Source organism: Streptomyces sp. Tue6028, assembly GCF_002300165.1.
GTDB lineage: Bacteria > Actinomycetota > Actinomycetes > Streptomycetales > Streptomycetaceae > Streptomyces > Streptomyces siamensis.
Window position 1 is genome coordinate 317,468 of record NZ_MLCE01000012.1, and the last position, 20,071, is coordinate 337,538.

The window sequence follows — 20,071 nt, forward strand, 5'->3', positions numbered from 1 at the left end:
GGGCACGTCCCGCCGATCTCGACGAACGTGGCGGTTACCCCTTGGTAGAGATGACGTTTGCGTTCCCGAGGTACACGATGGGGAACGGTGAAATGACGGGGAAAAACCCACCGCAGACAGCCCTCTGACAGCGAAGGAACAGCGTGGCTTCCGGATCCGATCGCAATCCGATCATCATTGGCGGCCTTCCCAGCCAGGTCCCGGACTTCGACCCTGAGGAGACTCAGGAGTGGCTCGACTCCCTCGACGCCGCCGTCGACCAGCGAGGCCGTGAGCGCGCCCGCTATCTGATGCTGCGGCTGATCGAGAGGGCCCGCGAGAAGCGCGTGGCCGTGCCCGAGATGCGCAGCACGGACTACGTCAACACGATCGCCACCAAGGACGAGCCGTTCTTCCCGGGCAACGAGGAGATCGAGCGCAAGGTCCTGAACGCGACCCGCTGGAACGCGGCCGTGATGGTCTCGCGCGCCCAGCGCCCCGGCATCGGCGTCGGCGGTCACATCGCGACCTTCGCCTCCTCCGCCTCGCTCTACGACGTGGGCTTCAACCACTTCTTCCGCGGCAAGGACGAGGGCGACGGCGGCGACCAGGTCTTCTTCCAGGGCCACGCCTCGCCGGGCATCTACGCGCGCGCCTATCTGCTCGACCGGCTCACCGAGGAGCAGCTCGACGGGTTCCGGCAGGAGAAGTCGAAGTACCCGAACGGGCTGTCCAGCTACCCCCACCCGCGCTCCATGCCGGACTTCTGGGAGTTCCCGACCGTGTCCATGGGCCTCGGCCCGCTCGGCGCGATCTTCCAGGCGCGGATGAACCGCTACATGGAGGCCCGCGAGATCGCGGACACCTCCAAGTCGCACGTGTGGGCGTTCCTCGGCGACGGCGAGATGGACGAGCCCGAGTCGCTCGGCCAGCTGTCGATCGCGGCGCGCGAGGGCCTGGACAACCTGACCTTCGTCGTCAACTGCAACCTCCAGCGCCTCGACGGCCCGGTGCGCGGCAACGGAAAGATCATCCAGGAGCTGGAGTCGCAGTTCCGGGGCGCCGGATGGAACGTCATCAAGCTGGTGTGGGACCGCACCTGGGACCCGCTGCTGGCGCAGGACCGCGACGGCATCCTGGTCAACAAGCTGAACATCACGCCGGACGGCCAGTTCCAGACGTACGCCACCGAGACCGGCGCGTACATCCGGCAGCACTTCTTCGGCGACGACCACCGGCTGCGCGCGATGGTCGAGCACATGACCGACGACCAGGTCCTGCACCTGGGCCGCGGCGGTCACGACCACAAGAAGATCTTCGCGGCGTTCTCGGCGGCCAAGGCGCACAAGGGCCAGCCGACGGTGATCCTGGCGCAGACGGTCAAGGGCTGGACGCTCGGCCCGAACTTCGAGGGCCGCAACGCCACGCACCAGATGAAGAAGCTCACGGTCGCCGACCTCAAGCACTTCCGCGACCGCCTGCACCTGCCGATCTCCGACAAGCAGCTGGAGGACGGCCTCCCGCCGTACTACCACCCCGGCCGGGACTCGGAAGAGATCCAGTACATGCACGACCGCCGCAAGGGGCTCGGCGGGTACGTACCGACGCGCCTGGTGCGTGCGAAGCCCCTGGCGCTGCCCGACGACAAGACGTACGCGAGCGTGAAGAAGGGGTCGGGCCAGCAGTCGATCGCCACGACCATGGCCTTCGTGCGCCTGCTGAAGGACCTCATGCGGGACAAGGAGATCGGCAGGCGCTTCGTGCTGATCGCACCCGACGAGTACCGCACCTTCGGCATGGACTCGTTCTTCCCGAGCGCGAAGATCTACAACCCGCTCGGCCAGCAGTACGAAGCCGTCGACCGCGATCTGCTGCTCGCGTACAAGGAGTCCCCGACCGGCCAGATGCTGCACGACGGCATCTCGGAGGCCGGCTGCACGGCTTCGCTGATCGCGGCGGGCTCGGCGTACGCCACGCACGGCGAGCCGCTGATCCCGGTGTACGTCTTCTACTCGATGTTCGGCTTCCAGCGCACCGGCGACCAGTTCTGGCAGATGGCCGACCAGCTGGCGCGCGGTTTCGTGCTCGGCGCCACCGCCGGCCGCACGACGCTGACCGGTGAGGGGCTCCAGCACGCGGACGGTCACTCGCAGCTGCTCGCCTCGACCAACCCGGGCTGTGTCGCCTACGACCCGGCGTACGGCTACGAGATCGCGCACATCGTGCAGGACGGCCTGCGCCGGATGTACGGCCCGGACGCGGAGGACGTCTTCTACTACCTCACGGTCTACAACGAGCCGATCCAGCACCCGGCCGAGCCGGAGAACGTGGACGTCGAGGGCATCCTGAAGGGCCTCCACCGCATCGGCGAGGGCACCTCCGGATCGATCCCGGCGCAGATCCTCGCCTCCGGCGTCGCCGTGCCGTGGGCGATCGAGGCTCAGCGGATCCTCGCCGAGGAGTGGAACGTCAAGGCGGACGTCTGGTCGGCGACCTCCTGGAACGAGCTGCGGCGCGAGGCCGTCGAGGTGGAGCGGCACAACCTCCTGCACCCCGAGGAGGAACAGCGCGTCCCCTACGTGACGCAGCGGCTGTCCGCCGTCCAGGGCCCGTTCGTGGCCGTCTCCGACTGGATGCGTTCGGTCCCGGACCAGATCTCGCGCTGGGTGCCGGGCACCTACCAATCACTGGGTGCGGACGGGTTCGGCTTCGCGGACACCCGCGGCGCGGCCCGGCGCTTCTTCCACATCGACGCACAGTCGATCGTGGTCGCGGTGCTCACCGAGCTGGCCCGTGAGGGCAAGGTGGACCGCTCGGTGCTGAAGCAGGCGATCGACCGCTACCAGCTGCTCGACGTGGCGGCGGCCGACCCGGGTGCCGCGGGCGGCGACGCGTAGACCGTCCGTACGGCGGCGTGAGGGGCGGCGGGGCATCGGCTCCGCCGCCCCTTCGCCGCTTCTACGATGCGGGCATGAAGGATGAATCGGCACAGGCCCGCTGGGAACAGCACACCCAGCGTCCCCTGCTCGCGCTCGCGGTGGCGTTCGCCGTCGCGTACGCCGTGCCGATCGTGGACAGCGACGCCGGCCGGTCGCTGGAGCTCACCTGCACGGTGGTGGAGTGGACGGTGTGGGGGGCCTTCGCCGCCGACTATCTGGTCCGGCTGGCGCTGGCCCCTCGGCGACGCGACTTCGTGCGCGGGCACTGGCTCGATCTGTGCGCGGTGGTGCTGCCGATCCTCCAGCCGCTGCGACTGCTGCGGCTCGTCGCCACCCTGATGCTGGTGGGACGGCGGGCGCGGATGGCCTCGCAGATCCGCCTGACGACGTACGTCGGCGGCGCGGTGATCGGGCTGCTGATGTTCGGCTCGCTCGCGGTGCTCTCCGTGGAGCGGGACTCACCCAACGGGAACATCAGAACGCTGGGCGACGCGGTGTGGTGGTCGTTCACGACGATGACGACGGTCGGGTACGGCGATCACGCACCGACCACCGGGATGGGCCGGGTGCTCGCGGTCGGCCTGATGCTCTCCGGCATCGCGCTGCTCGGTGTCGTCACCGCCAACATCGCCGCCTGGTTCATCTCCCGCTTCGAGAAGGACGACGTGGAGGAACGCCGGCAGACCGCCGCGATCGAGGCCCTCACCGAGGAGGTGCGGGCCCTGCGCGCGGAGGTCGCCGCACTGTCCGGCGGGACGGCCACGGGTGTGCCGCACCCGGTGCCGGGAACGGTGGAGGATGCCGCGCACCGGCCCGCGTACATCACGGTGGACGGCCGTTCCGCCGGGGCGGACGACCGTCCACCGAAGTGACGCCGCGCGGCGCGACCGGTCAGAACAGACCGTTGCCCGGGCCCGTCGAGCCCGCCAGCCACAGGACCGCGAGCAGTGTGTCGACGGCACCGAGGACCACGGCGGTCAGGGCCGGCCAGGGTCCTGAGCCCGCCCAGCGGCGGCCCATGGACAGATAGCCGCAGACGATGGCCGCCGGGCCGAGGACGATCCCCAGCGTGAAGAATCCGGCGACCGCGCAGACGAGGCCGATGATGCCAAGGGTCGCGCGATCCGGCCCGCTCCCTGACCTCGTACGGCCACGTGAACGGGGGTACCTGCGCGTACCGTGTCCGAAGCCCGCCATCATAAACTCCTGAACTCCCTTGACCTTTCGGTCGGTTCGGGTCGATGCGTCGGGTACCCCCGTTCCTCACCTTCAGACCTGCACGCGCGCTGCCCCCCTCCGGCAGCGCGCCGCAGCTCCGGCCGTCCTCCCGGTCGTACGGAGGACTTGACCCACTGTGACCTGCGGCGCGGACCGAACGGGAGGGATCTTTAGCTCCGTCACCCTGATAGGCGAAACCGGCCGGGACGCCCCGGCCGGTCGACGGCTGCCGGACGACCGGTGCGCGGTCGCCCGTCAGCCGGTGGACGGCCCGTCAGATGTGCCCGGCGCCCGCCCCGACGGCCTCCGCGTTCTCGCCCCGCTTGGTGAGCATCGCGACGAAGACCGCCACGACGGCCACACCGGCGGCGACGAGACAGGCCAGGCTCATGCCGGAGATGAACGTGTCGTGGGCGACGTCGGTGATCTGCGCGGCGATCGCGGCCGGTGTGTCCTTGGTGACCGGCGCGGCACCGACCTGGACCGCCTCGCCGGCCTGGTCGAGCTGGGCCGGGGTGAGCGGCGGGAGCTTGGCGTCCGCCCAGTTGCCCGCGAGGTCGCCGTCGACCTTGGAGGCCATGACGGCGCCGAGCACCGCCGTGCCGAGGCTGCCGCCGATCTGCATCGCGGCCTGCTGGAGACCGCCGGCGACTCCGGACAGCTCCATCGGCGCGTTGCCGACGATGACCTCGGTCGCGCCGACCATGACCGGCGCGAGGCCGAGGCCGAGCAGCGCGAACCAGAGCGACATGATGCCGCTGCCCGTGTCCGTCTTCAGCGTGGACATGCCGAACATGGCGATCGCGGTGAGGGCCATGCCGCCGGCCAGCGGGATGCGCGGCCCGGACTTGGTGATCAGCGCGCCGGCCAGCGGCGAGCCCACGATCATCATGCCGGTGAGGGGCAGCAGGTGCAGACCGGCGTCGACCGGGCTCATGCCGTGCACGTTCTGCAGGTAGAAGGTGACGAAGAACAGGCCGCCCATGAAGGCGATGGCCATCAGCACCATGAGGACTACACCGGCCGACAGGGCGACGGACCGGAAGAGTCCGAGCGGGATGAGCGGCTCGCCCACCTTGGTCTCCCAGACGGCGAAGAGCACGAAGCCCAGCACCGAGGCGCCCAGGAAGGCCCAGGTCGTACCGGCGCCCCAGCCCCAGGCCGGGGCCTTGATGAGCGCCCAGACCAGGCAGAACATGGCTCCGGACAGCAGCGCGATGCCGGGCAGGTCGAAGGAGCGGGGAGCCTTCTCGGCGCGGTGGTCGGTGAGGATGACCAGGCCGAGGACCAGCGCGACGACGCCGACGGGCACGTTGATGAAGAACACCGACTGCCAGCTGACGTGCTGGACAAGCAGACCGCCGAGGATCGGGCCGCCCGCGGTGGAGGCGCCGATGACCATGCCCCAGATGCCGATCGCCATGTTCAGCTTCTCGGCCGGGAAGGTCGCGCGCAGCAGGCCGAGCGCGGCCGGCATCAGCAGGGCACCGAACAGGCCCTGGAAGACGCGGAAGGTGACCACCAGGGCGATGCTGTCGGACAGGCCGATGGCTCCCGAGGCGGCGGCGAAGCCGACCACGCCCATGAGGAAGGTCTGCCGGTGTCCGAACCGGTCACCGAGCTTGCCCGCGGTGATCAGGGTGACCGCGAGGGCCAGGAAGTAACCGTTGGTGATCCACTGGACGTCGGCGAAGCTGGCGCCGAGGTCCTTCTGGATGGCCGGGTTGGCGATGGCGACGATGGTGCCGTCCAGGGCCACCATCATGACCCCGACGGCCACGGTGATGAGGGTGAACCACGGATGGCCGCGCAGCCCCTTGGCCGGAGCCTGGCCCGACGGGTCGAGCGGACTCCTGTCCCCCGGACCCGTCTTGTCGAGGGTGGTCTGACTAGTCATGCGTTCGAGGCTAGTGACAGTCGCTGACAGTTGACAAACCAATTCACAAGTCGGTAACTGTCACGTCACTCACAGATAGGCTGAACCGGTCGAACCGCAGGGAAGCGAGGGTCATGGAGACGGCGGACACGATCGGGGCGGCACCGCGCCCGGGCCTGCGTGAACGCAAGAAGCAGCGCACCCGGGACGCGCTGCTGCGAGCCGCCCTCGAACTGTTCACCACCCAGGGGTACGAGCAGACGACCGTCGACGAGATCGCCGACGCCGTCGACGTGTCCCAGCGCACCTTCTTCCGCTACTTCGCGGGCAAGGAGGACGTCGCCCTGTTCGTCCAGCGGCTCGCCGAGTCGCACTTCCTCGCCGCCGTGCGCGAACGGCCGCCCCACGAAGCGCCGTTGGAGGCGCTGCGACGGGCCGTCCTGGAGAGCTGGGACACCATCGGTGAGGCGATCGAGGCGGTCATCCCGATCGAACTGCACATGCGCACCTTCCAGTTGATCGAGTCGACCCCCGCCCTGCTCGCCGCCCACCTGCGCCGCTCCGCCGAGATGGAGGAGGAGATCGCCGGGGTGATCGCCGAGCGCGAGGGTCTGGACGTCGACGCGGACCCACGCCCACGCGTGGCGGTCGCCGTGTTCGGCGGGGTGATGCGGGTCACAGGGCGGCTGTGGGGTGCGGGCGAGGACACCAGCGTCGAGGCGATCCGCGCACTGACGGCGTCCTATCTCGACCATGTGGGGCCCGCGTTGGCGGAGAAGTGGCGCACGTAGCGTCACATCTCGCACAGGCGTCGCAGCCATTCGGCCACACAGCGTGAGTATTTAACTCAAACTGAACCCGGTTTGCCCCAATTACCCCACCAGAAACGTGATCCCGCTCACTCGTTTAACGTGAGGCACTCTGCTTCTCCTAGGGTGTCCTCTCAGTGACTTCCTTCGACACATCTCCCCAACTCAACGTCTGGCGCGCGCTGCTCGCGCTGGCCGTGGTGTTCGTGATGCTCGCCACAAGTGGCTGGACCGCTCTCCACAGCCACCGCGGAGCCACCCCGCTCCAGGCGTCCCGCGACGCCTGGCGGCACGGGCACATCGCCGGACGGGCGCTCCCCGACGCCGAGTCGGCGCCGGGCGTGCTGGCCCGCTTCTTCGCGACGCTCGACACCCAGCAGCGCACCCGGCTCGCCCACCGCTACCCGCTCGCGGTCGGCAACATGAACGGCGCGCCCGTGACCCTGCGCTACCGGGCGAACCGCATCGCCCTCGACCAGCAGCGCAAGGTCGAGCGCAAGCGCATGCACGACAACCGGCTGTCGCCCCTCGGACAGCGCGACGCGGGCCGCCGCATGCACCGCTACGAGGCCCTGCTGCACAAGGGCCGCAAGATCCTCGCCTTCGACCCCATGGGGTCGGGCCGGGTCGCCGAGGTCTTCGGCAGCCTCGACAAGGCGCAGCGGATCTCGGTCGTGGTGCCCGGGGTCGACACCGACCTGCTGACCTTCCAGCGCACCTCCAAGAAGTACTCGGCTCCGGTCGGCATGGCGCGTTCGCTGTACGCGGAGGAGCGTGCCGCGGGTCCGGGCACGCGCACCGCGGTGATCGCCTGGGCCGACTACACGGCGCCCAGCGGGCTCGGCATGGACGCGGCCACCGCGATGCGGGCGAAGGAGGGCGCGGTACGGCTGAACGCGCTGCTGCGCGCCCTGCCGGGGGAAGCGCCGGTGGCGCTGTACTGCCACAGCTACGGCTCCGTGCTGTGCGGGGTCGCCGCCCACGAGCTGCCCGCCCGGGTCTCCGACATAGCGGTGGCGGGAAGCCCCGGGATGCGGACCGAGAAGGCGGCCGACCTGCACACCACGGCGCGGGTCTGGGCGATGCGGGACCGCGACGACTGGATCCAGGACGTGCCGTACCTGGAGGTCGGCGGTCTCGGGCACGGCGCCGACCCGGTGTCGAAGGGGTTCGGTTCGCGGGTGCTGTCCGCGGACGGGGCGCAGGGGCACGCCGGCTACTTCGAGCCGGGCACGGAGAGCCTCCGCAATTTCGCGGAGATCGGTGTTGGCGCGTACCGCGCGGTGAGCTGCGCACGCGACGATGAGGCGTGCCGGGCGGGTTTGTCCGACGCCGTGTCGGCCTGACGCGCGTAGAGAGCGAAAAACTGCGGTCCGTACGAGGAGGCGACGGAGGCTTGCGTGCCGCATACGATGGCCCGCATGGGTGACGTACTGGCCGGATTTCATGCCGCCTGGGAGTTCGAGTCCGACTCCGTCCTCATCCGCTTCGAACGGGGGATTCGTACGCCGAAGCTGTTCCAGGCGCTCGGTGAACGCCGTGTCCCCCTGGAGGCGATCGCGGCGGTGACGCTGACGCCCGGGAAGCGCGGCACGGTCGTTCTGCGCGCCGTGCCACGGGCGGGCGCCGATCCGCTGATGGAGGCTGCCGCGGGACAGCTGAAGGAGGGGTGCGACCCCTACCGGCTGGTGCTGCCCGCCGACCGCGAGACCCTCGCCGAGTACTACGCGGACGAACTGCGCGACCGACTCACCACCGACGACGAACCGGCCGAACGCTATCTGGTGGATCCGCCCGCGGGGCCGCTCCATTTCAAGGCGTACGACGGGAAGGCCTCCTTCGACGGCAGGGCGGTGTCCTTCCGCTGGTTCTGGACGGGCGCCTCCTCCGCGAAGTGGAAGGCCGGCGACCAGAGTTTCCCGGTCGCCGACCTGAGCGGGGTCGAGTGGCGCTCCCCCGAGGTCTTCGAGGGCCACCTGCGGCTCCTGCGCCGTGCCCCCGCGGCCGCGCAGCCCGCCCAGGCCGACCAGGATCCGGCGGCCGTCGTCTTCGGCCTCGGCTACGGCCCGGTGCACGAGTCGCTGCCCTTCGCAGCCGCCGTACTGGCCGCGGTGCGGTCCGCCGGCCCCACAGCCGTCGCCGCACCGGCTCCCCGCCGCGATCCGGCCGACATCGCCGACCGGATCCGACACCTCGGCGAACTGCACGAGGCCGGGCTCGTCACGGACGAGGAGTTCAGCAGCAAGAAGGCCGAACTGCTGGCGGAGCTGTAGGACAGCCTCCGCATCCGGGATCCCGCCCCGCCCGGCCCGCACCATGCCCCGGGCCGGCGAGTCCCATCCCGCCCTGCCCGCACCCGTGCGGGCCGAGGATCTCCAGCCCGTCCGGCGCTTGAGGACAAGGCCGCCCAGGCCGACGCGGGGGTCTGGGGGCGGCAGGCCCCAGGACGACGGGACGGGCCGAGGATCTCCAGCCCGTCCGGCGCTTGAGGACAAGGCCGCCCAGGCCGACGCCGACGTCTAGCAGCGACAGCCCCAGGACGACGGCACGGGCCGAGGAATCCCAGCCCGTCCAGCGCTTGAGGACAAGGCCGCCCAGGCCGACCCGGGGGTCTAGGGGCGGCAGGCCCCAGGACGACGGGACGGGCCGAGGATCTCCAGCCCGTCCGGCGCTTGAGGACGAGGCCGTCCAGGCTGACGCGGGGGTCTAGGGGCGACAGCCCCAGGACGACGGGACGGGCAGGGGCGGAGGGGGCGAAACCCGCGCTACTCCCGGCCCGCCGACGAGAACGTCATGTCGGCGTACCGGTCCCCGGCGACCTTCCCGGCGATCGACTCCAGCAGGTCCAGCTCCTGCTGAGTGAGAACGATCCGCGTCGCGGCGGCGTTCTCCTCGACGCGACCACGCTTGGTGGTCCCAGGAATCGGCACCACGGTGAGCCCGTGCACGGCGGCCCGCTGCTGGACCCAGGCCAGCGCGACCTGCCCGAGCGACACGTCGTGCGCCTCCGCGACAGCCCGCACCGGTTCCAGCAACGCCACATTGGCAGCCGCGTTGTCACCGGTGAAGCGAGGCATCGTGCGCCGGAAGTCCCCCGAGGTCAGGTCCTGGTCGGCGTCGGCGAACGACCCCGTGAGGAAGCCCCGGCCGAGCGGCGAGTACGGCACGAGCGCCACGCCCATCCGCCGCGCCTCCGGCACGACACCCGCCTCGATGTCGCGGCTGAACAGCGACCACTCCGACTGCACGGCCGCGATCGGATGCACGGTCCGCGCCGCCCGCAGCTCGCCGGCCGTCACCTCGCTCAGCCCCAGGTGCTTGACCTTGCCCTCCCGCACCAGATCCGCCATGACGCCGACGGTCTCCTCGATGGGGACGTGCACGTCACGGCGGTGCATGTAGTAGAGGTCGATCACGTCGACGTCCAGCCGCCTCAGGCTCGCCTCGACGGCCTGCCGGATGTAGGGCGCGTCGTTGCGGATGATCCGCTTCGTCGGCTGGTCCGGCGGCACCGAGATGGCGAACTTGGTGGCGAGGACCACGTCGTCCCGATGTGCCTTGACGAAGGGCGAGAGGAACTCCTCGTTCCCGCCCTGGCCGTACGCGTCGGCGGTGTCGAAGAGCGTGACGCCGAGTTCCAGCGCCCTCTCCAGGGCGTCCCGCGACGCCTCCGCGTCCCTCGGCCCGTACGCCCAGCTCATGCCCATGCAGCCGAGCCCCTGCACGCCGACCTCGGGCCCCCCGGCGCCGAGCTGGACCCTGCCGATGGTGCTGTCCGTCATCAGGACCTCTCCGACGCCAGGGCCCGCCCCGCGTCCGCATAGAAGTTGATCTTGTGGTCGAGCACCGCGAGCGTGTCCTGGAGCTCCGCGATCCGCGCCTTGACGTCCCGGCGCGTCGCCTCCAGAAGCTCGTAGCGCTCGATGTAGGTGTGGTCGCCCTCGCGCACGAGTTCCGCGTACCGGACCATGTCGGCCACGGGCATCCCGGTGAGCCGGAGCTTGCCGACGAGGCCCAGCCAGTCGAGGTCGCGGTTGCTGTACCGGCGCTGCCCGGTGTGCGAACGGTCGATGTGCGGCATCAGCCCGATGCGCTCGTACCAGCGCAGGGTGTGCGCGGTGAGGCCGGTGAAGGCGACGACCTCGCTGATCGTGTAGTTGTCCTGGCCGTCCGGGCGCCGGTGCCGCTCGGGAGGCGCCGCGCAGACGTCGGTCCTGCTCCTGGTGCCGGTCTCGGCGGCCTCGGCCGTGGTCTCCATCACCGTCATGACCCCCACGCTAGAACCTTGGAGTGCACTCCAAGCAAGCGGAATCAGGTGAAATTCCGGCGACTCGGCCCGGGGGAGGTGGCTACCGTGCCGATCATGAGTCTCGTACGACGTGCCGTGCCCGAGGACGCCGGGGAAGTACTGCGTCTGCGCCAGGTGATGATCGACTCGCTGGGAGCCCCGGGCGACGCTCCGCCGGACGCCTCCGCATGGCATGCGGAGTCCCTCCCGACCGTACGCGGCCGGCTGGCCGACACCGACGGTACCTTCGCCGCCTTCGTCGTCGACCATCCCGACCGTCCCGGCGCCCTGGCGGCACTCGTCGTCGGGACCGTCGAGTACCGGATCGGCCGCGCGGGCAACCCGCACGGCCGGGTCGGCCATGTCTTCAGCGTCGCCACCGATCCGGACACCCGGCGCCGCGGCTACGCCCGCGCGTGCATGGAGGCGCTCCTCGACTGGTTCCGCGAGCGGGGCGCCGCGCAGGTCGACCTCAACGCGTCCGCGGAGGCCGAGCCGCTGTACGCCGCCCTCGGCGTCGTGCGCAAGCCGGACCCCTCGATGCGTCTCCAGCTGTGAGCCGCTTAGGCTCGTAGGCATGTCCCTGCAGAGCCTGGCGCTGATCTCGAACTGGCCCGTTCCCACCGCCGCCGCGGCGGTCGTCCGCGCGGACGGCGCGGTACTGGGGACGCACGGCCCGCTGGAACACCGTTTCAAGCTCGCGTCGGTCACCAAGCCGCTCGCCGCGTACGCCGCGCTCGTCGCGTACGAGGAGGGGGCGATCGACCTCGACGAACCGGCGGGACCCGCGGGGGCGACGGTCCGTCATCTGCTCGCGCACACCTCCGGACTCGCCTTCGACGAGCACCGTACGACCTCCGCGCCCGGGGAGCGGCGGCTGTACTCCAACGCCGGGTTCGAGGTGCTCGGGGACCACATCGCCAAGGCGACCGACATCCCCTTCGGCGAGTACCTGCGCCAGGCGGTGCTGCACCCGCTGGGCATGACGTCGACCACGCTCGACGGCTCGCCCGCCAAGGACGGCGTGTCCACGGTGGCCGACCTCGTCCGCTTCGCCGCCGAGGTGCAGGCACCGCGGCTGCTCGACCCGCGGACGGTCGCGGAGGCGATGAGCGTGCAGTACCCGGGGACGAAGGGCGTGCTGCCCGGGTACGGGCACCAGAACCCCAACGACTGGGGTCTCGGGTTCGAGATCCGCGACCACAAGTCGCCGCACTGGACCGGGAATTCGTCCTCGCCCCGTACCTTCGGGCACTTCGGTCAGTCCGGCACGTTCCTGTGGGTCGACCCGGTGGCGGGCGCGGCGTGCGTCGCGCTGACGGACCGCGCCTTCGGACCCTGGGCGGCCGAGGCGTGGACGCCGTTCACCGACGACGTGCTGGCGGACCTCCGCCGCTGAGCCTCACGGCGCGGTCATCTCCCACAGCAGCAGCTCCGCCGGAGCGCCCGCCACGGCCTCCAGGTCCTTCGCCTCGGTGATCCGCGCGGCGTCCCCGGCCGCCAGTTCCTCGCCGTCCAGGCGGATTTCGCCGCGCACGACGTGCACGTAGACGAAGGGCGCGTCGGGGACCGCCGTACGCTCCCCCGCCGTCAGCCGGCGGACGTGCAGCATGGCGCCCGCTTCGGGCACCGCGTACGGCGTGGAGTCCGCGATGCCGTGGACGATCTCGTACGCCGGGTCGCCGCCCGGCTCCAGCGGGGCCAGCCACATCTGCACGAAGACCAGCGGCTCCGTGCCGTCGTTGCGTTCCGCGTGCCGGACACCGCCCGCGGAGCTCAGCCGCTGGACGTCGCCGGAGCGCACCACCGACGCGTGCCCGGCCGAGTCCCGGTGGGTCAGCTCGCCCTCCACCACCCACGTGACGATCTCGGTGTGGCTGTGCGGGTGCTCGTCGAAGCCCGCGCCGGGCGCGAGCCGCTCCTCGTTGCAGGCGATCACGGCGCCGAAGCGGAGGTTGTCCGGGTCGTAGTGCGGTCCGAAGGAAAAGGCGTGGAGGGAGGAGATCCCGGCCTCCGGATCCCCTCCGCGGTAGCGCTCGTCGGCGCGGCGGACGTCCATCACAGGCACCACGGTAGCCGCCGGTCCGACGCCCTTCGCGCGCTTAGCGGTGACCCGCCGCCGCACGGCTCCGTCCTGATAAGGCAGTCTTGTCCCGTGCCCGAACCCGAAGCCAGCAACACCGACCGCCCGTCGCACGACGTCCACACCCACTCCGCGACCCTGAGGCGACTGGAGAAGTCGTCCGGAAGTCTCGCCGCCCAGGCCATCGCGCGGATGGACGAGACGCTGCCCTGGTACCGGGCCATGCCACCGGAGAACCGTTCCTGGATCGGGCTCGTCGCGCAGGCCGGTATCGCCGCCTTCACCGAGTGGTTCCGGCATCCGGACGCCCCGCAGGCCATCTCCACCGACGTCTTCGGCACGGCTCCCCGCGAGCTGACCCGGGCGATCACCCTGCGCCAGACCGTCGAGATGGTGCGGACGACCATCGAGGTCATGGAGAGCGCCATCGACGAGGTGGCCGCCCCCGGCGACGAGTCCGTGCTGCGCGAGGCGCTCCTCGTCTATGCCCGGGAGATCGCCTTCGCCACCGCCCAGGTGTACGCGCAGGCAGCGGAGGCACGCGGTGCCTGGGACGCCCGCCTTGAGTCGCTCGTCGTGAACGCGGTGCTCTCCGGCGAGGCGGACGAGGGCGCCGTCAGCCGGGCCGCCGCCCTCGGCTGGAACTCCCCCGAGCACGTCTGCGTGGTGCTGGGCACGGCACCCGACGGGGACAGCGAACTGACCGTGGAGGCGATCCGGCGGGCCGCCCGGCACGCCAAGCTCCAGGTGCTCACCGGGGTCCTCGGGGACCGGCTCGTCGTCATCGCGGGAGGCAACGACAACCCGCTCGCCGTCGCCAAGTCGCTGATCGGACCGTACGCCGCCGGCCCCGTCGTGGCCGGGCCGATCGTGCCCGACCTGCTCGCCGCGACCCGCTCCGCGCAGGCCGCCGCCGCCGGGCTCAAGGCGTGTTTCGCCTGGCAGGACGCCCCGCGGCCGGTTCTCGCGGACGATTTGCTGCCGGAGCGCGCGATCGCCGGAGACCCGTCCGCGCGCGAACAGCTGGTGGAGGAGATCTACAGACCGCTGGAGGAAGCCGGCTCCGCGCTCCTGGAGACCCTCAGCGTCTACCTGGAACAGGCCAGCAGCCTCGAAGGCGCGGCCCGCATGCTCTTCGTCCACCCCAACACCGTGCGCTACCGGCTCCGACGTGTGACTGACGTCACCGGCTGGTCGCCGTCGGATGTACGCTCCGCATTCACCCTGCGCATCGCGCTGATCCTGGGACGTCTTACCGATGGAGATCCCCAGACCTAGCCTTTTGTCGGGGACCTACAATTCCCCTTCGTGTTCTTCGTCCCTGTCCCCACGGGCGGCCGTGGCCGTCCACAAGAGAGAGTGTGAGAGTGCTCGTACTCGTCGCTCCCGGCCAGGGCGCCCAGACGCCCGGCTTCCTGACTCCTTGGCTCGAACTCCCCGGCGCCGCCGACCGCATTGCCGCGTGGTCGGACGCCATCGGCCTCGACCTCGCCCACTACGGCACGCAGGCCGACGCGGACGCGATCCGGGACACGGCTGTCGCGCAGCCGCTGCTCGTCGCCGCGGGTCTTCTGTCCGCCGCGGCACTCGGTGACATCGCGCCCGGTGCCGTCGCGGGCCACAGCGTCGGTGAGATCACCGCCGCCGCGTTCGCCGGAGTGCTCGACGACACCGCCGCGCTCCGACTCGTCCGCAAGCGGGGCCTGGCGATGGCCGATGCCGCCGCCATCACGCAGACCGGCATGTCGGCGCTCCTCGGTGGTGACCCGGAGACGACGGTCCCGCACCTGGAGAAGCTCGGCCTCACCCCGGCCAACGTGAACGGCGCCGGCCAGATCGTGGCCGCCGGCACCCTGGAGCAACTGGCCACCCTGGAGGCGGACAAGCCCGAGGGCGTACGCCGTGTCGTCGCCCTGAAGGTCGCGGGCGCGTTCCACACCGCTCACATGGCCCCCGCGGTCGACGCGCTCGCGAAGGCCGCCGCGGGCCTGACGCCGGCGGACCCGACGGTCCGGTACGTCTCGAACAAGGACGGCCAGGTCGTCGACACCGGTGCCGAGGTCGTCTCGCGCCTGGTCGGCCAGGTCGCCAACCCGGTGCGCTGGGACCTGTGCATGCGGACGTTCGAGGACCTCGGCGCGACCACGCTGATCGAGGTGTGCCCCGGCGGCACGCTCACCGGTCTGGCCAAGCGCGCGCTGCCCGGCGTCCGGACGCTGGCCCTGAAGACCCCCGAAGACCTCGACGCGGCTCGCGAACTCGTCGCCGAGCACAGTGCGGCCTAAGGAGCCCGAGAGCATGTCGAAGATCAAGGCACCCAAGGGCGCTCCTTTCGCCCGCATCCTCGGCGTCGGCGGCTACCGCCCCGTCCGGGTCGTGCCCAACGAGGTGATCCTGGAGACGATCGACTCGTCCGACGAGTGGATCCGCTCGCGCTCCGGCATCCAGACCCGGCACTGGGCCTCCGACGAGGAGACCGTCGCCGCGATGTCGATCGAGGCGTCCGGCAAGGCCATCGCCGACGCCGGGATCGACGCCGACCAGATCGGCGCCGTGGTGGTCTCCACCGTGTCCCACTTCAGCCAGACCCCGGCCATCGCCACCGAGATCGCCGACAAGCTCGGCACGAACAAGGCCGCCGCCTTCGACATCTCGGCCGGCTGCGCGGGCTTCGGCTACGGTCTGACCCTCGCCAAGGGCATGATCGTCGAGGGTTCGGCCGAATACGTCCTCGTCATCGGCGTGGAGCGGCTGTCCGACCTCACCGACCTGGAGGACCGCGCCACGGCCTTCCTGTTCGGCGACGGCGCGGGCGCGGTCGTCGTGGGTCCCTCGCAGGAGCCGCACATCGGCCCGACCGTGTGGGGCTCGGAGGGCGACAAGGCCGGCACCATCAAGCAGACCGTGCCGTGGGACCGTTTCCGCATCGGCGACGTCTCCCAGCTTCCGCTCGACTCCAAGGGCGAGATCAAGTTCCCTGCGATCACGCAGGAGGGCCAGGCGGTGTTCCGCTGGGCCGTGTTCGAGATGGCGAAGGTCGCCCAGCAGGCGCTGGACGCGGCCGGAATCAGCCCGGACGACCTGGACGTCTTCATTCCCCACCAGGCCAACGAGCGGATCATCGACTCGATGGTGAAGACGCTCAAACTGCCGGAGCACGTCACGGTCGCCCGCGACGTACGCACCACCGGCAACACCTCGGCCGCCTCGATCCCGCTCGCGATGGAGCGGCTCCTGGCGACCGGTGAGGCGAAGAGCGGCGACACCGCGCTCGTCATCGGATTCGGGGCGGGTCTCGTGTACGCCGCCACGGTCGTTACCCTCCCCTAGGCACACCGTCCGGATCATCTCCGGCCGGAGTACCGCCACACCCTCTGGATACACACCGAAGGAGCGCCTGACATGGCCGCCACTCAGGAAGAGATCGTCGAAGGTCTCGCCGAGATCGTCAACGAGATCGCCGGCATCCCCACCGAGGACGTCCAGCTGGACAAGTCCTTCACCGACGACCTGGACGTCGACTCGCTGTCCATGGTCGAGGTCGTCGTCGCCGCCGAAGAGCGCTTCGACGTGAAGATCCCGGACGACGACGTCAAGAACCTCAAGACCGTCGGCGACGCGACCGACTACATCCTCAAGCACCAGGCCTGATCTACCGATCACCTGGGCTGGAGCCCCGGTTCCGTCCGGGCTCCGAGCCCCGGTCCGCCTGGGCCGCATGCCCCGCCACCCGGCGGTGGCGCCGCTGAATCCTCGTATCCGTTGGAGAAAGAATTCCCGTGAGCCCGACCAATCGCACCGTGGTCGTCACCGGTATCGGCGCAACCACACCGCTGGGTGGCGACGCAGCCTCTACCTGGGAGGGCCTGGTCGCCGGACGTTCCGGTGTCCGTCCCCTGGAGCAGGAGTGGGCCGCCGACCAGGCGGTCCGTATCGCGGCACAGATCGCCGTGGAGCCGGGCGAGGTCATTCCCCGCCCGCAGGCCCGCCGGCTGGACCGCTCGGCGCAGTTCGCGCTCATCGCGGCCAAGGAGGCCTGGGCCGACGCCGGTTTCACCGACAAGGCGGGCGAGGACGCGAGCGTCGACCCCGACCGGCTCGGTGCCGTCATCGCCTCCGGCATCGGCGGCGTGACGACCCTGCTCGACCAGTACGACGTGCTGAAGGAGAAGGGCGTACGCCGCGTCTCCCCGCACACCGTGCCGATGCTGATGCCGAACGGCCCGTCCGCCAACGTGGGCCTCGCCGTGGGCGCCCGCGCCGGTGTCCACACCCCGGTCTCCGCCTGCGCCTCCGGCGCCGAGGCCATCGGCTACGCCATCGAGATGATCCGCACGGGCCGCGCCGACGTCGTCGTCGCCGGTGGCACCGAGGCGGCCATCCACCCGCTTCCCATCGCCGCGTTCGGCAACATGATGGCGATGTCCAAGAACAACGACGACCCGCAGGGTGCCTCGCGCCCCTACGACGTCGCCCGTGACGGCTTCGTCCTCGGCGAGGGCGCCGGCGTCCTCGTCCTGGAGTCCGCCGAGCACGCCGCCAAGCGTGGCGCCCGCGTCTACGCGGAGGCCGTCGGCCAGGGCATCTCGGCCGACGCCCACGACATCGTGCAGCCGGAGCCCGAGGGCCGCGGCATCTCGCACGCCCTGCAGAACCTGCTCGACAACACCGACCTGGACCCCGCCGAGATCGTGCACGTGAACGCGCACGCCACCTCGACGCCGGCCGGTGACGTGGCCGAACTGAAGGCGCTGCGCAAGGTGTTCGGCGACGACGCCGACCACATCGCGGTGTCCGCCACCAAGTCGATGACCGGCCACCTGCTCGGCGGCGCCGGCGGTGTCGAGTCGGTCGCGTCGGTGCTCGCGCTGTACCACCGGGTCGCCCCGCCGACCATCAACGTCGAGAACCTCGACCCCGAGGCCGAGGCCAACGCCGACGTCGTCCGCGGTGAGGCGCGCAAGCTGCCCGTCGACGGGCGGATCGCCGCGCTGAACGACTCGTTCGGGTTCGGCGGACACAACGTGGTGCTGGCGTTCCGTACCGTCTGACGCCGGGTCTCCCTCTGCTGAACGGCGTGTGGCCCGTACTCCTTGCAAGGAGTACGGGCCACACGCCGTTCGTCGTCCGGTCGTCCGCCGAGTGCGGCTCGCAGGGGCCTGCCGCGCGGTTCGCCGCGCCCCTCGGGCGCGGCGCCCCGCAGGACGTCCGCCGGTCAGACCACCTGGTGGAGCCAGCGGACCGGGGCGCCCTCGCCCGCGTAGCGGAAGGGTTCCAGCTCGTCGTCCCAGGGCTTGCCGAGGAGTTTGGCGATCTCGGCCTCCAGGTCGGTCTCGCCGCGCTGGGAACGGAGCAGGGCGGCGCGCAGCCGGTCCTCGGGGATCAGGATGTCGCCGTGGATCCCGGTGACCGCGTGGAAGATCCCCAGGTCGGGGGTGCAGCTGTAGCGCTCGCCCTCGGCGGTGGGGCAGGGCTCGGCGGTGACCTCGAAGCGCAGCATCTGCCAGCCGCGCAGCGCGGAGGCGAGTTTGGAGGCCGTGCCGACCTCGCCCTTCCAGGAGAACTCCGATCTCCAGGTGCCGGGCGCGGCGGGCTGCCGGATCCAGTCGAGGTTCACGCGCGCGCCGAGTACCCCGGCGACCGCCCACTCGACGTGCGGGCACAGCGCGCGGGGCGCGGAGTGCACGTAGAGAACTCCACGTGTCGTCACTGGGGCCTCCGGACAGAGCGAGACATCTTGTAACTTAGCGGAACGGCAGTGGCAGGGCGGCCACGGGGCGAGGCTACCGTGCGGCGGCGCAAGGAGTGTGACGTACCGTCGGTCCCGACGCCTGGAAACACCGAGGTTTCACCCATGGGGACGCGGTGCTGCCGACCGGGCACGACGCGGTGCCACCAATGGCCTACGGCGCGACACCGACCGGTGCGTCCGAAGGGTGTGACCGACCCTGCACAACGAACGAGGGGACCTGGGGATGCGGAACCGCAGTCACCGTTCACGGGCCGTCGTCGCCGTCGCGGCGGCGGCCCTCCTGGGCGTCGCCGGGTGCGACGCCTCCGGTGGCAACTCCCCGGCGCCGAGAGACACGTCCACGGCGCGTCCGTCCCCGAAGCCGACGCCCACGTGGAACACCAGCCCGCGGTCGCTGGCCGCGGTCGGCGACTCCATCACGCGGGGCTTCGACGCCTGTGCCGTGCTGTCGGACTGCCCCGAGGTGTCCTGGGCGACGGGCAGCGACGCGCAGGTCAAGTCCCTCGCCGTGCGGCTGCTCGGGAAGGCCGGGGCCGCCGAGCACAGCTGGAACTACGCGGTGACCGGCGCCCGGATGGCGGACCTGCCCGGCCAGATGGCGCAGGCGGCGACCCGGCGGCCGGAGCTGGTGACGGTGATGGCGGGCGCCAACGACGCCTGCCGTGCTTCGGCCTCCGCGATGACGTCCGTGGCGGACTTCCGCGCCGGCTTCCAGGACGCGATGGACACGCTGCGTGCGGCCCTGCCCAAGACCCAGGTGTACGTGTCGAGCGTGCCGGATCTGAAGCGGCTGTGGTCCCAGGGCCGCACGAGCGCGCTCGGCAAGCAGATCTGGAAGCTGGGGATCTGCCCGTCGATGCTGGGGGACGCGGACGCCCTGGACTCGGCGGCGACGCTGCGGCGCTCCAAGGTGCAGAACCGCGTCGAGGCGTACAACGAGGTGCTGCGCGAGGTGTGCGCCAAGGACCGGCGGTGCCGCTTCGACGGCGGCGCGGTCTTCGAGTACCGCTTCGACACGGAACAGCTGAGCCACTGGGACTGGTTCCACCCGAGCAAGAACGGGCAGGCGCGGCTGGCCGAGATCGCATACCGCAACATCACCGCACGCAATCCGGTGACCTAGGGTT

Annotated in this window: 19 protein-coding genes; 13 read left to right on the top strand and 6 right to left on the bottom strand. The window is 70.9% G+C overall.

Translation table 11 applies throughout. The annotated features are described in order from the left end of the window. Positions 1-143 precede the first annotated feature (143 nt). Both aceE and BKI49_RS11010 read left to right on the top strand, forming a co-directional pair. Positions 144-2,876: a pyruvate dehydrogenase (acetyl-transferring), homodimeric type gene (gene aceE, locus BKI49_RS11005; RefSeq protein ID WP_095934042.1), complete on the top strand. Its 2,733-nt coding sequence runs from the start codon at positions 144-146 to the stop codon at positions 2,874-2,876. A 74-nt stretch (positions 2,877-2,950) separates the two neighbouring features. Then, positions 2,951-3,790 carry a potassium channel family protein gene (locus tag BKI49_RS11010; RefSeq protein ID WP_095934043.1) on the top strand — a complete coding sequence of 280 codons (840 nt, stop codon included), beginning with the start codon at positions 2,951-2,953 and terminating at the stop codon, positions 3,788-3,790. A gap of 19 nt (positions 3,791-3,809) precedes the next feature. On the opposite strand, the gene BKI49_RS11015 is transcribed toward BKI49_RS11010, so the two are convergent. Next, positions 3,810-4,118, bottom strand: a complete 309-nt coding sequence (locus tag BKI49_RS11015) for a small hydrophobic protein (RefSeq protein WP_095934044.1) — start codon at positions 4,116-4,118, stop codon at positions 3,810-3,812. 292 nt (positions 4,119-4,410) lie between these two features. Next, positions 4,411-6,033 carry an MFS transporter gene (locus BKI49_RS11020; protein ID WP_095934045.1) on the bottom strand — a complete coding sequence of 541 codons (1,623 nt, stop codon included), beginning with the start codon at positions 6,031-6,033 and terminating at the stop codon, positions 4,411-4,413. 113 nt (positions 6,034-6,146) lie between these two features. Between BKI49_RS11020 and BKI49_RS11025 the strand changes: the two genes are divergently transcribed. From BKI49_RS11025 to BKI49_RS11035, 3 genes are all read left to right on the top strand, one after another. Further along, complete coding sequence (locus BKI49_RS11025; protein WP_095934046.1) at positions 6,147-6,803, top strand: TetR family transcriptional regulator; 657 nt, start codon at positions 6,147-6,149, stop codon at positions 6,801-6,803. A 155-nt stretch (positions 6,804-6,958) separates the two neighbouring features. Then, the gene (locus BKI49_RS11030; RefSeq protein ID WP_095934047.1) at positions 6,959-8,167 is read left to right on the top strand and encodes an alpha/beta hydrolase; all 1,209 of its coding nucleotides are present in this window, start codon (positions 6,959-6,961) and stop codon (positions 8,165-8,167) included. 66 nt (positions 8,168-8,233) lie between these two features. Beyond that, positions 8,234-9,094, top strand: coding sequence for a DUF4429 domain-containing protein (locus tag BKI49_RS11035; RefSeq protein ID WP_095934048.1), 861 nt, complete (start codon positions 8,234-8,236; stop codon positions 9,092-9,094). Positions 9,095-9,586: 492 nt separating this feature from the next. Here BKI49_RS11035 and BKI49_RS11040 read toward each other — a convergent pair whose 3' ends face one another. Together BKI49_RS11040 and BKI49_RS11045 are read right to left on the bottom strand one after the other, a co-directional pair. Next, positions 9,587-10,603, bottom strand: coding sequence for an aldo/keto reductase (locus tag BKI49_RS11040; protein WP_095934049.1), 1,017 nt, complete (start codon positions 10,601-10,603; stop codon positions 9,587-9,589). Continuing rightward, the gene (locus BKI49_RS11045) at positions 10,603-11,088 is read right to left on the bottom strand and encodes a MerR family transcriptional regulator (protein ID WP_095934050.1); all 486 of its coding nucleotides are present in this window, start codon (positions 11,086-11,088) and stop codon (positions 10,603-10,605) included. The genes BKI49_RS11040 and BKI49_RS11045 overlap by 1 nt, the downstream gene beginning before the upstream one ends. Before the next feature lie 96 nt (positions 11,089-11,184). Here BKI49_RS11045 and BKI49_RS11050 point away from each other — a divergent pair, with 96 nt between their 5' ends. Next, positions 11,185-11,667, top strand: a complete 483-nt coding sequence (locus tag BKI49_RS11050; protein ID WP_095934137.1) for a GNAT family N-acetyltransferase — start codon at positions 11,185-11,187, stop codon at positions 11,665-11,667. Between the two features lie 19 nt (positions 11,668-11,686). Then, positions 11,687-12,508, top strand: a complete 822-nt coding sequence (locus tag BKI49_RS11055) for a serine hydrolase domain-containing protein (RefSeq protein ID WP_095934051.1) — start codon at positions 11,687-11,689, stop codon at positions 12,506-12,508. 3 nt (positions 12,509-12,511) lie between these two features. Here the strand turns inward: BKI49_RS11055 and BKI49_RS11060 are convergent, their stop codons facing one another. Next, a complete protein-coding gene (locus BKI49_RS11060) occupies positions 12,512-13,168 on the bottom strand; it encodes a pirin family protein (protein ID WP_095934052.1) in 657 nt (218 codons plus the stop codon). Positions 13,169-13,264: 96 nt separating this feature from the next. Here BKI49_RS11060 and fasR point away from each other — a divergent pair, with 96 nt between their 5' ends. The 5 genes from fasR to fabF all read left to right on the top strand — a co-directional run bounded on the left by fasR (position 13,265) and on the right by fabF (position 18,243). Beyond that, complete coding sequence (gene fasR / locus BKI49_RS11065) at positions 13,265-14,470, top strand: fatty acid biosynthesis transcriptional regulator FasR (protein WP_028800938.1); 1,206 nt, start codon at positions 13,265-13,267, stop codon at positions 14,468-14,470. Between the two features lie 89 nt (positions 14,471-14,559). Continuing rightward, positions 14,560-15,477: an ACP S-malonyltransferase gene (locus tag BKI49_RS11070; protein ID WP_095934053.1), complete on the top strand. Its 918-nt coding sequence runs from the start codon at positions 14,560-14,562 to the stop codon at positions 15,475-15,477. Positions 15,478-15,490: 13 nt separating this feature from the next. Then, positions 15,491-16,522 (top strand): ketoacyl-ACP synthase III, encoded by a 1,032-nt coding sequence (locus BKI49_RS11075; protein WP_095934054.1) that lies wholly within the window; start codon positions 15,491-15,493, stop codon positions 16,520-16,522. A gap of 72 nt (positions 16,523-16,594) precedes the next feature. Continuing rightward, positions 16,595-16,843 (top strand): acyl carrier protein, encoded by a 249-nt coding sequence (locus BKI49_RS11080; RefSeq protein WP_028800941.1) that lies wholly within the window; start codon positions 16,595-16,597, stop codon positions 16,841-16,843. Between the two features lie 128 nt (positions 16,844-16,971). Continuing rightward, a complete protein-coding gene (gene fabF, locus BKI49_RS11085; protein WP_095934055.1) occupies positions 16,972-18,243 on the top strand; it encodes a beta-ketoacyl-ACP synthase II in 1,272 nt (423 codons plus the stop codon). Between the two features lie 164 nt (positions 18,244-18,407). Here fabF and BKI49_RS11090 read toward each other — a convergent pair whose 3' ends face one another. After that, positions 18,408-18,902: a DUF3145 domain-containing protein gene (locus BKI49_RS11090; protein ID WP_095934056.1), complete on the bottom strand. Its 495-nt coding sequence runs from the start codon at positions 18,900-18,902 to the stop codon at positions 18,408-18,410. 265 nt (positions 18,903-19,167) lie between these two features. Between BKI49_RS11090 and BKI49_RS11095 the strand changes: the two genes are divergently transcribed. Next, on the top strand, positions 19,168-20,067 hold the full coding sequence (locus tag BKI49_RS11095) for an SGNH/GDSL hydrolase family protein (RefSeq protein ID WP_095934057.1): 900 nt from the start codon (positions 19,168-19,170) through the stop codon (positions 20,065-20,067). Positions 20,068-20,071 lie beyond the last annotated feature (4 nt).

Coding starts and splice junctions, on each gene's coding strand:
- BKI49_RS11035 (WP_095934048.1), top strand. CDS start 8,234: ATGGCCCGCATGGGTGACGTACTGGCCGGATTTCATGCCGCCTGGGAG.
- BKI49_RS11015 (WP_095934044.1), bottom strand. CDS start 4,118: ATGATGGCGGGCTTCGGACACGGTACGCGCAGGTACCCCCGTTCACGT.
- BKI49_RS11055 (WP_095934051.1), top strand. CDS start 11,687: ATGTCCCTGCAGAGCCTGGCGCTGATCTCGAACTGGCCCGTTCCCACC.
- BKI49_RS11050 (WP_095934137.1), top strand. CDS start 11,185: ATGAGTCTCGTACGACGTGCCGTGCCCGAGGACGCCGGGGAAGTACTG.
- BKI49_RS11045 (WP_095934050.1), bottom strand. CDS start 11,088: ATGACGGTGATGGAGACCACGGCCGAGGCCGCCGAGACCGGCACCAGG.
- BKI49_RS11020 (WP_095934045.1), bottom strand. CDS start 6,033: ATGACTAGTCAGACCACCCTCGACAAGACGGGTCCGGGGGACAGGAGT.
- BKI49_RS11095 (WP_095934057.1), top strand. CDS start 19,168: ATGCGGAACCGCAGTCACCGTTCACGGGCCGTCGTCGCCGTCGCGGCG.
- BKI49_RS11060 (WP_095934052.1), bottom strand. CDS start 13,168: ATGGACGTCCGCCGCGCCGACGAGCGCTACCGCGGAGGGGATCCGGAG.
- BKI49_RS11040 (WP_095934049.1), bottom strand. CDS start 10,603: ATGACGGACAGCACCATCGGCAGGGTCCAGCTCGGCGCCGGGGGGCCC.
- BKI49_RS11025 (WP_095934046.1), top strand. CDS start 6,147: ATGGAGACGGCGGACACGATCGGGGCGGCACCGCGCCCGGGCCTGCGT.
- BKI49_RS11075 (WP_095934054.1), top strand. CDS start 15,491: ATGTCGAAGATCAAGGCACCCAAGGGCGCTCCTTTCGCCCGCATCCTC.
- BKI49_RS11080 (WP_028800941.1), top strand. CDS start 16,595: ATGGCCGCCACTCAGGAAGAGATCGTCGAAGGTCTCGCCGAGATCGTC.
- BKI49_RS11010 (WP_095934043.1), top strand. CDS start 2,951: ATGAAGGATGAATCGGCACAGGCCCGCTGGGAACAGCACACCCAGCGT.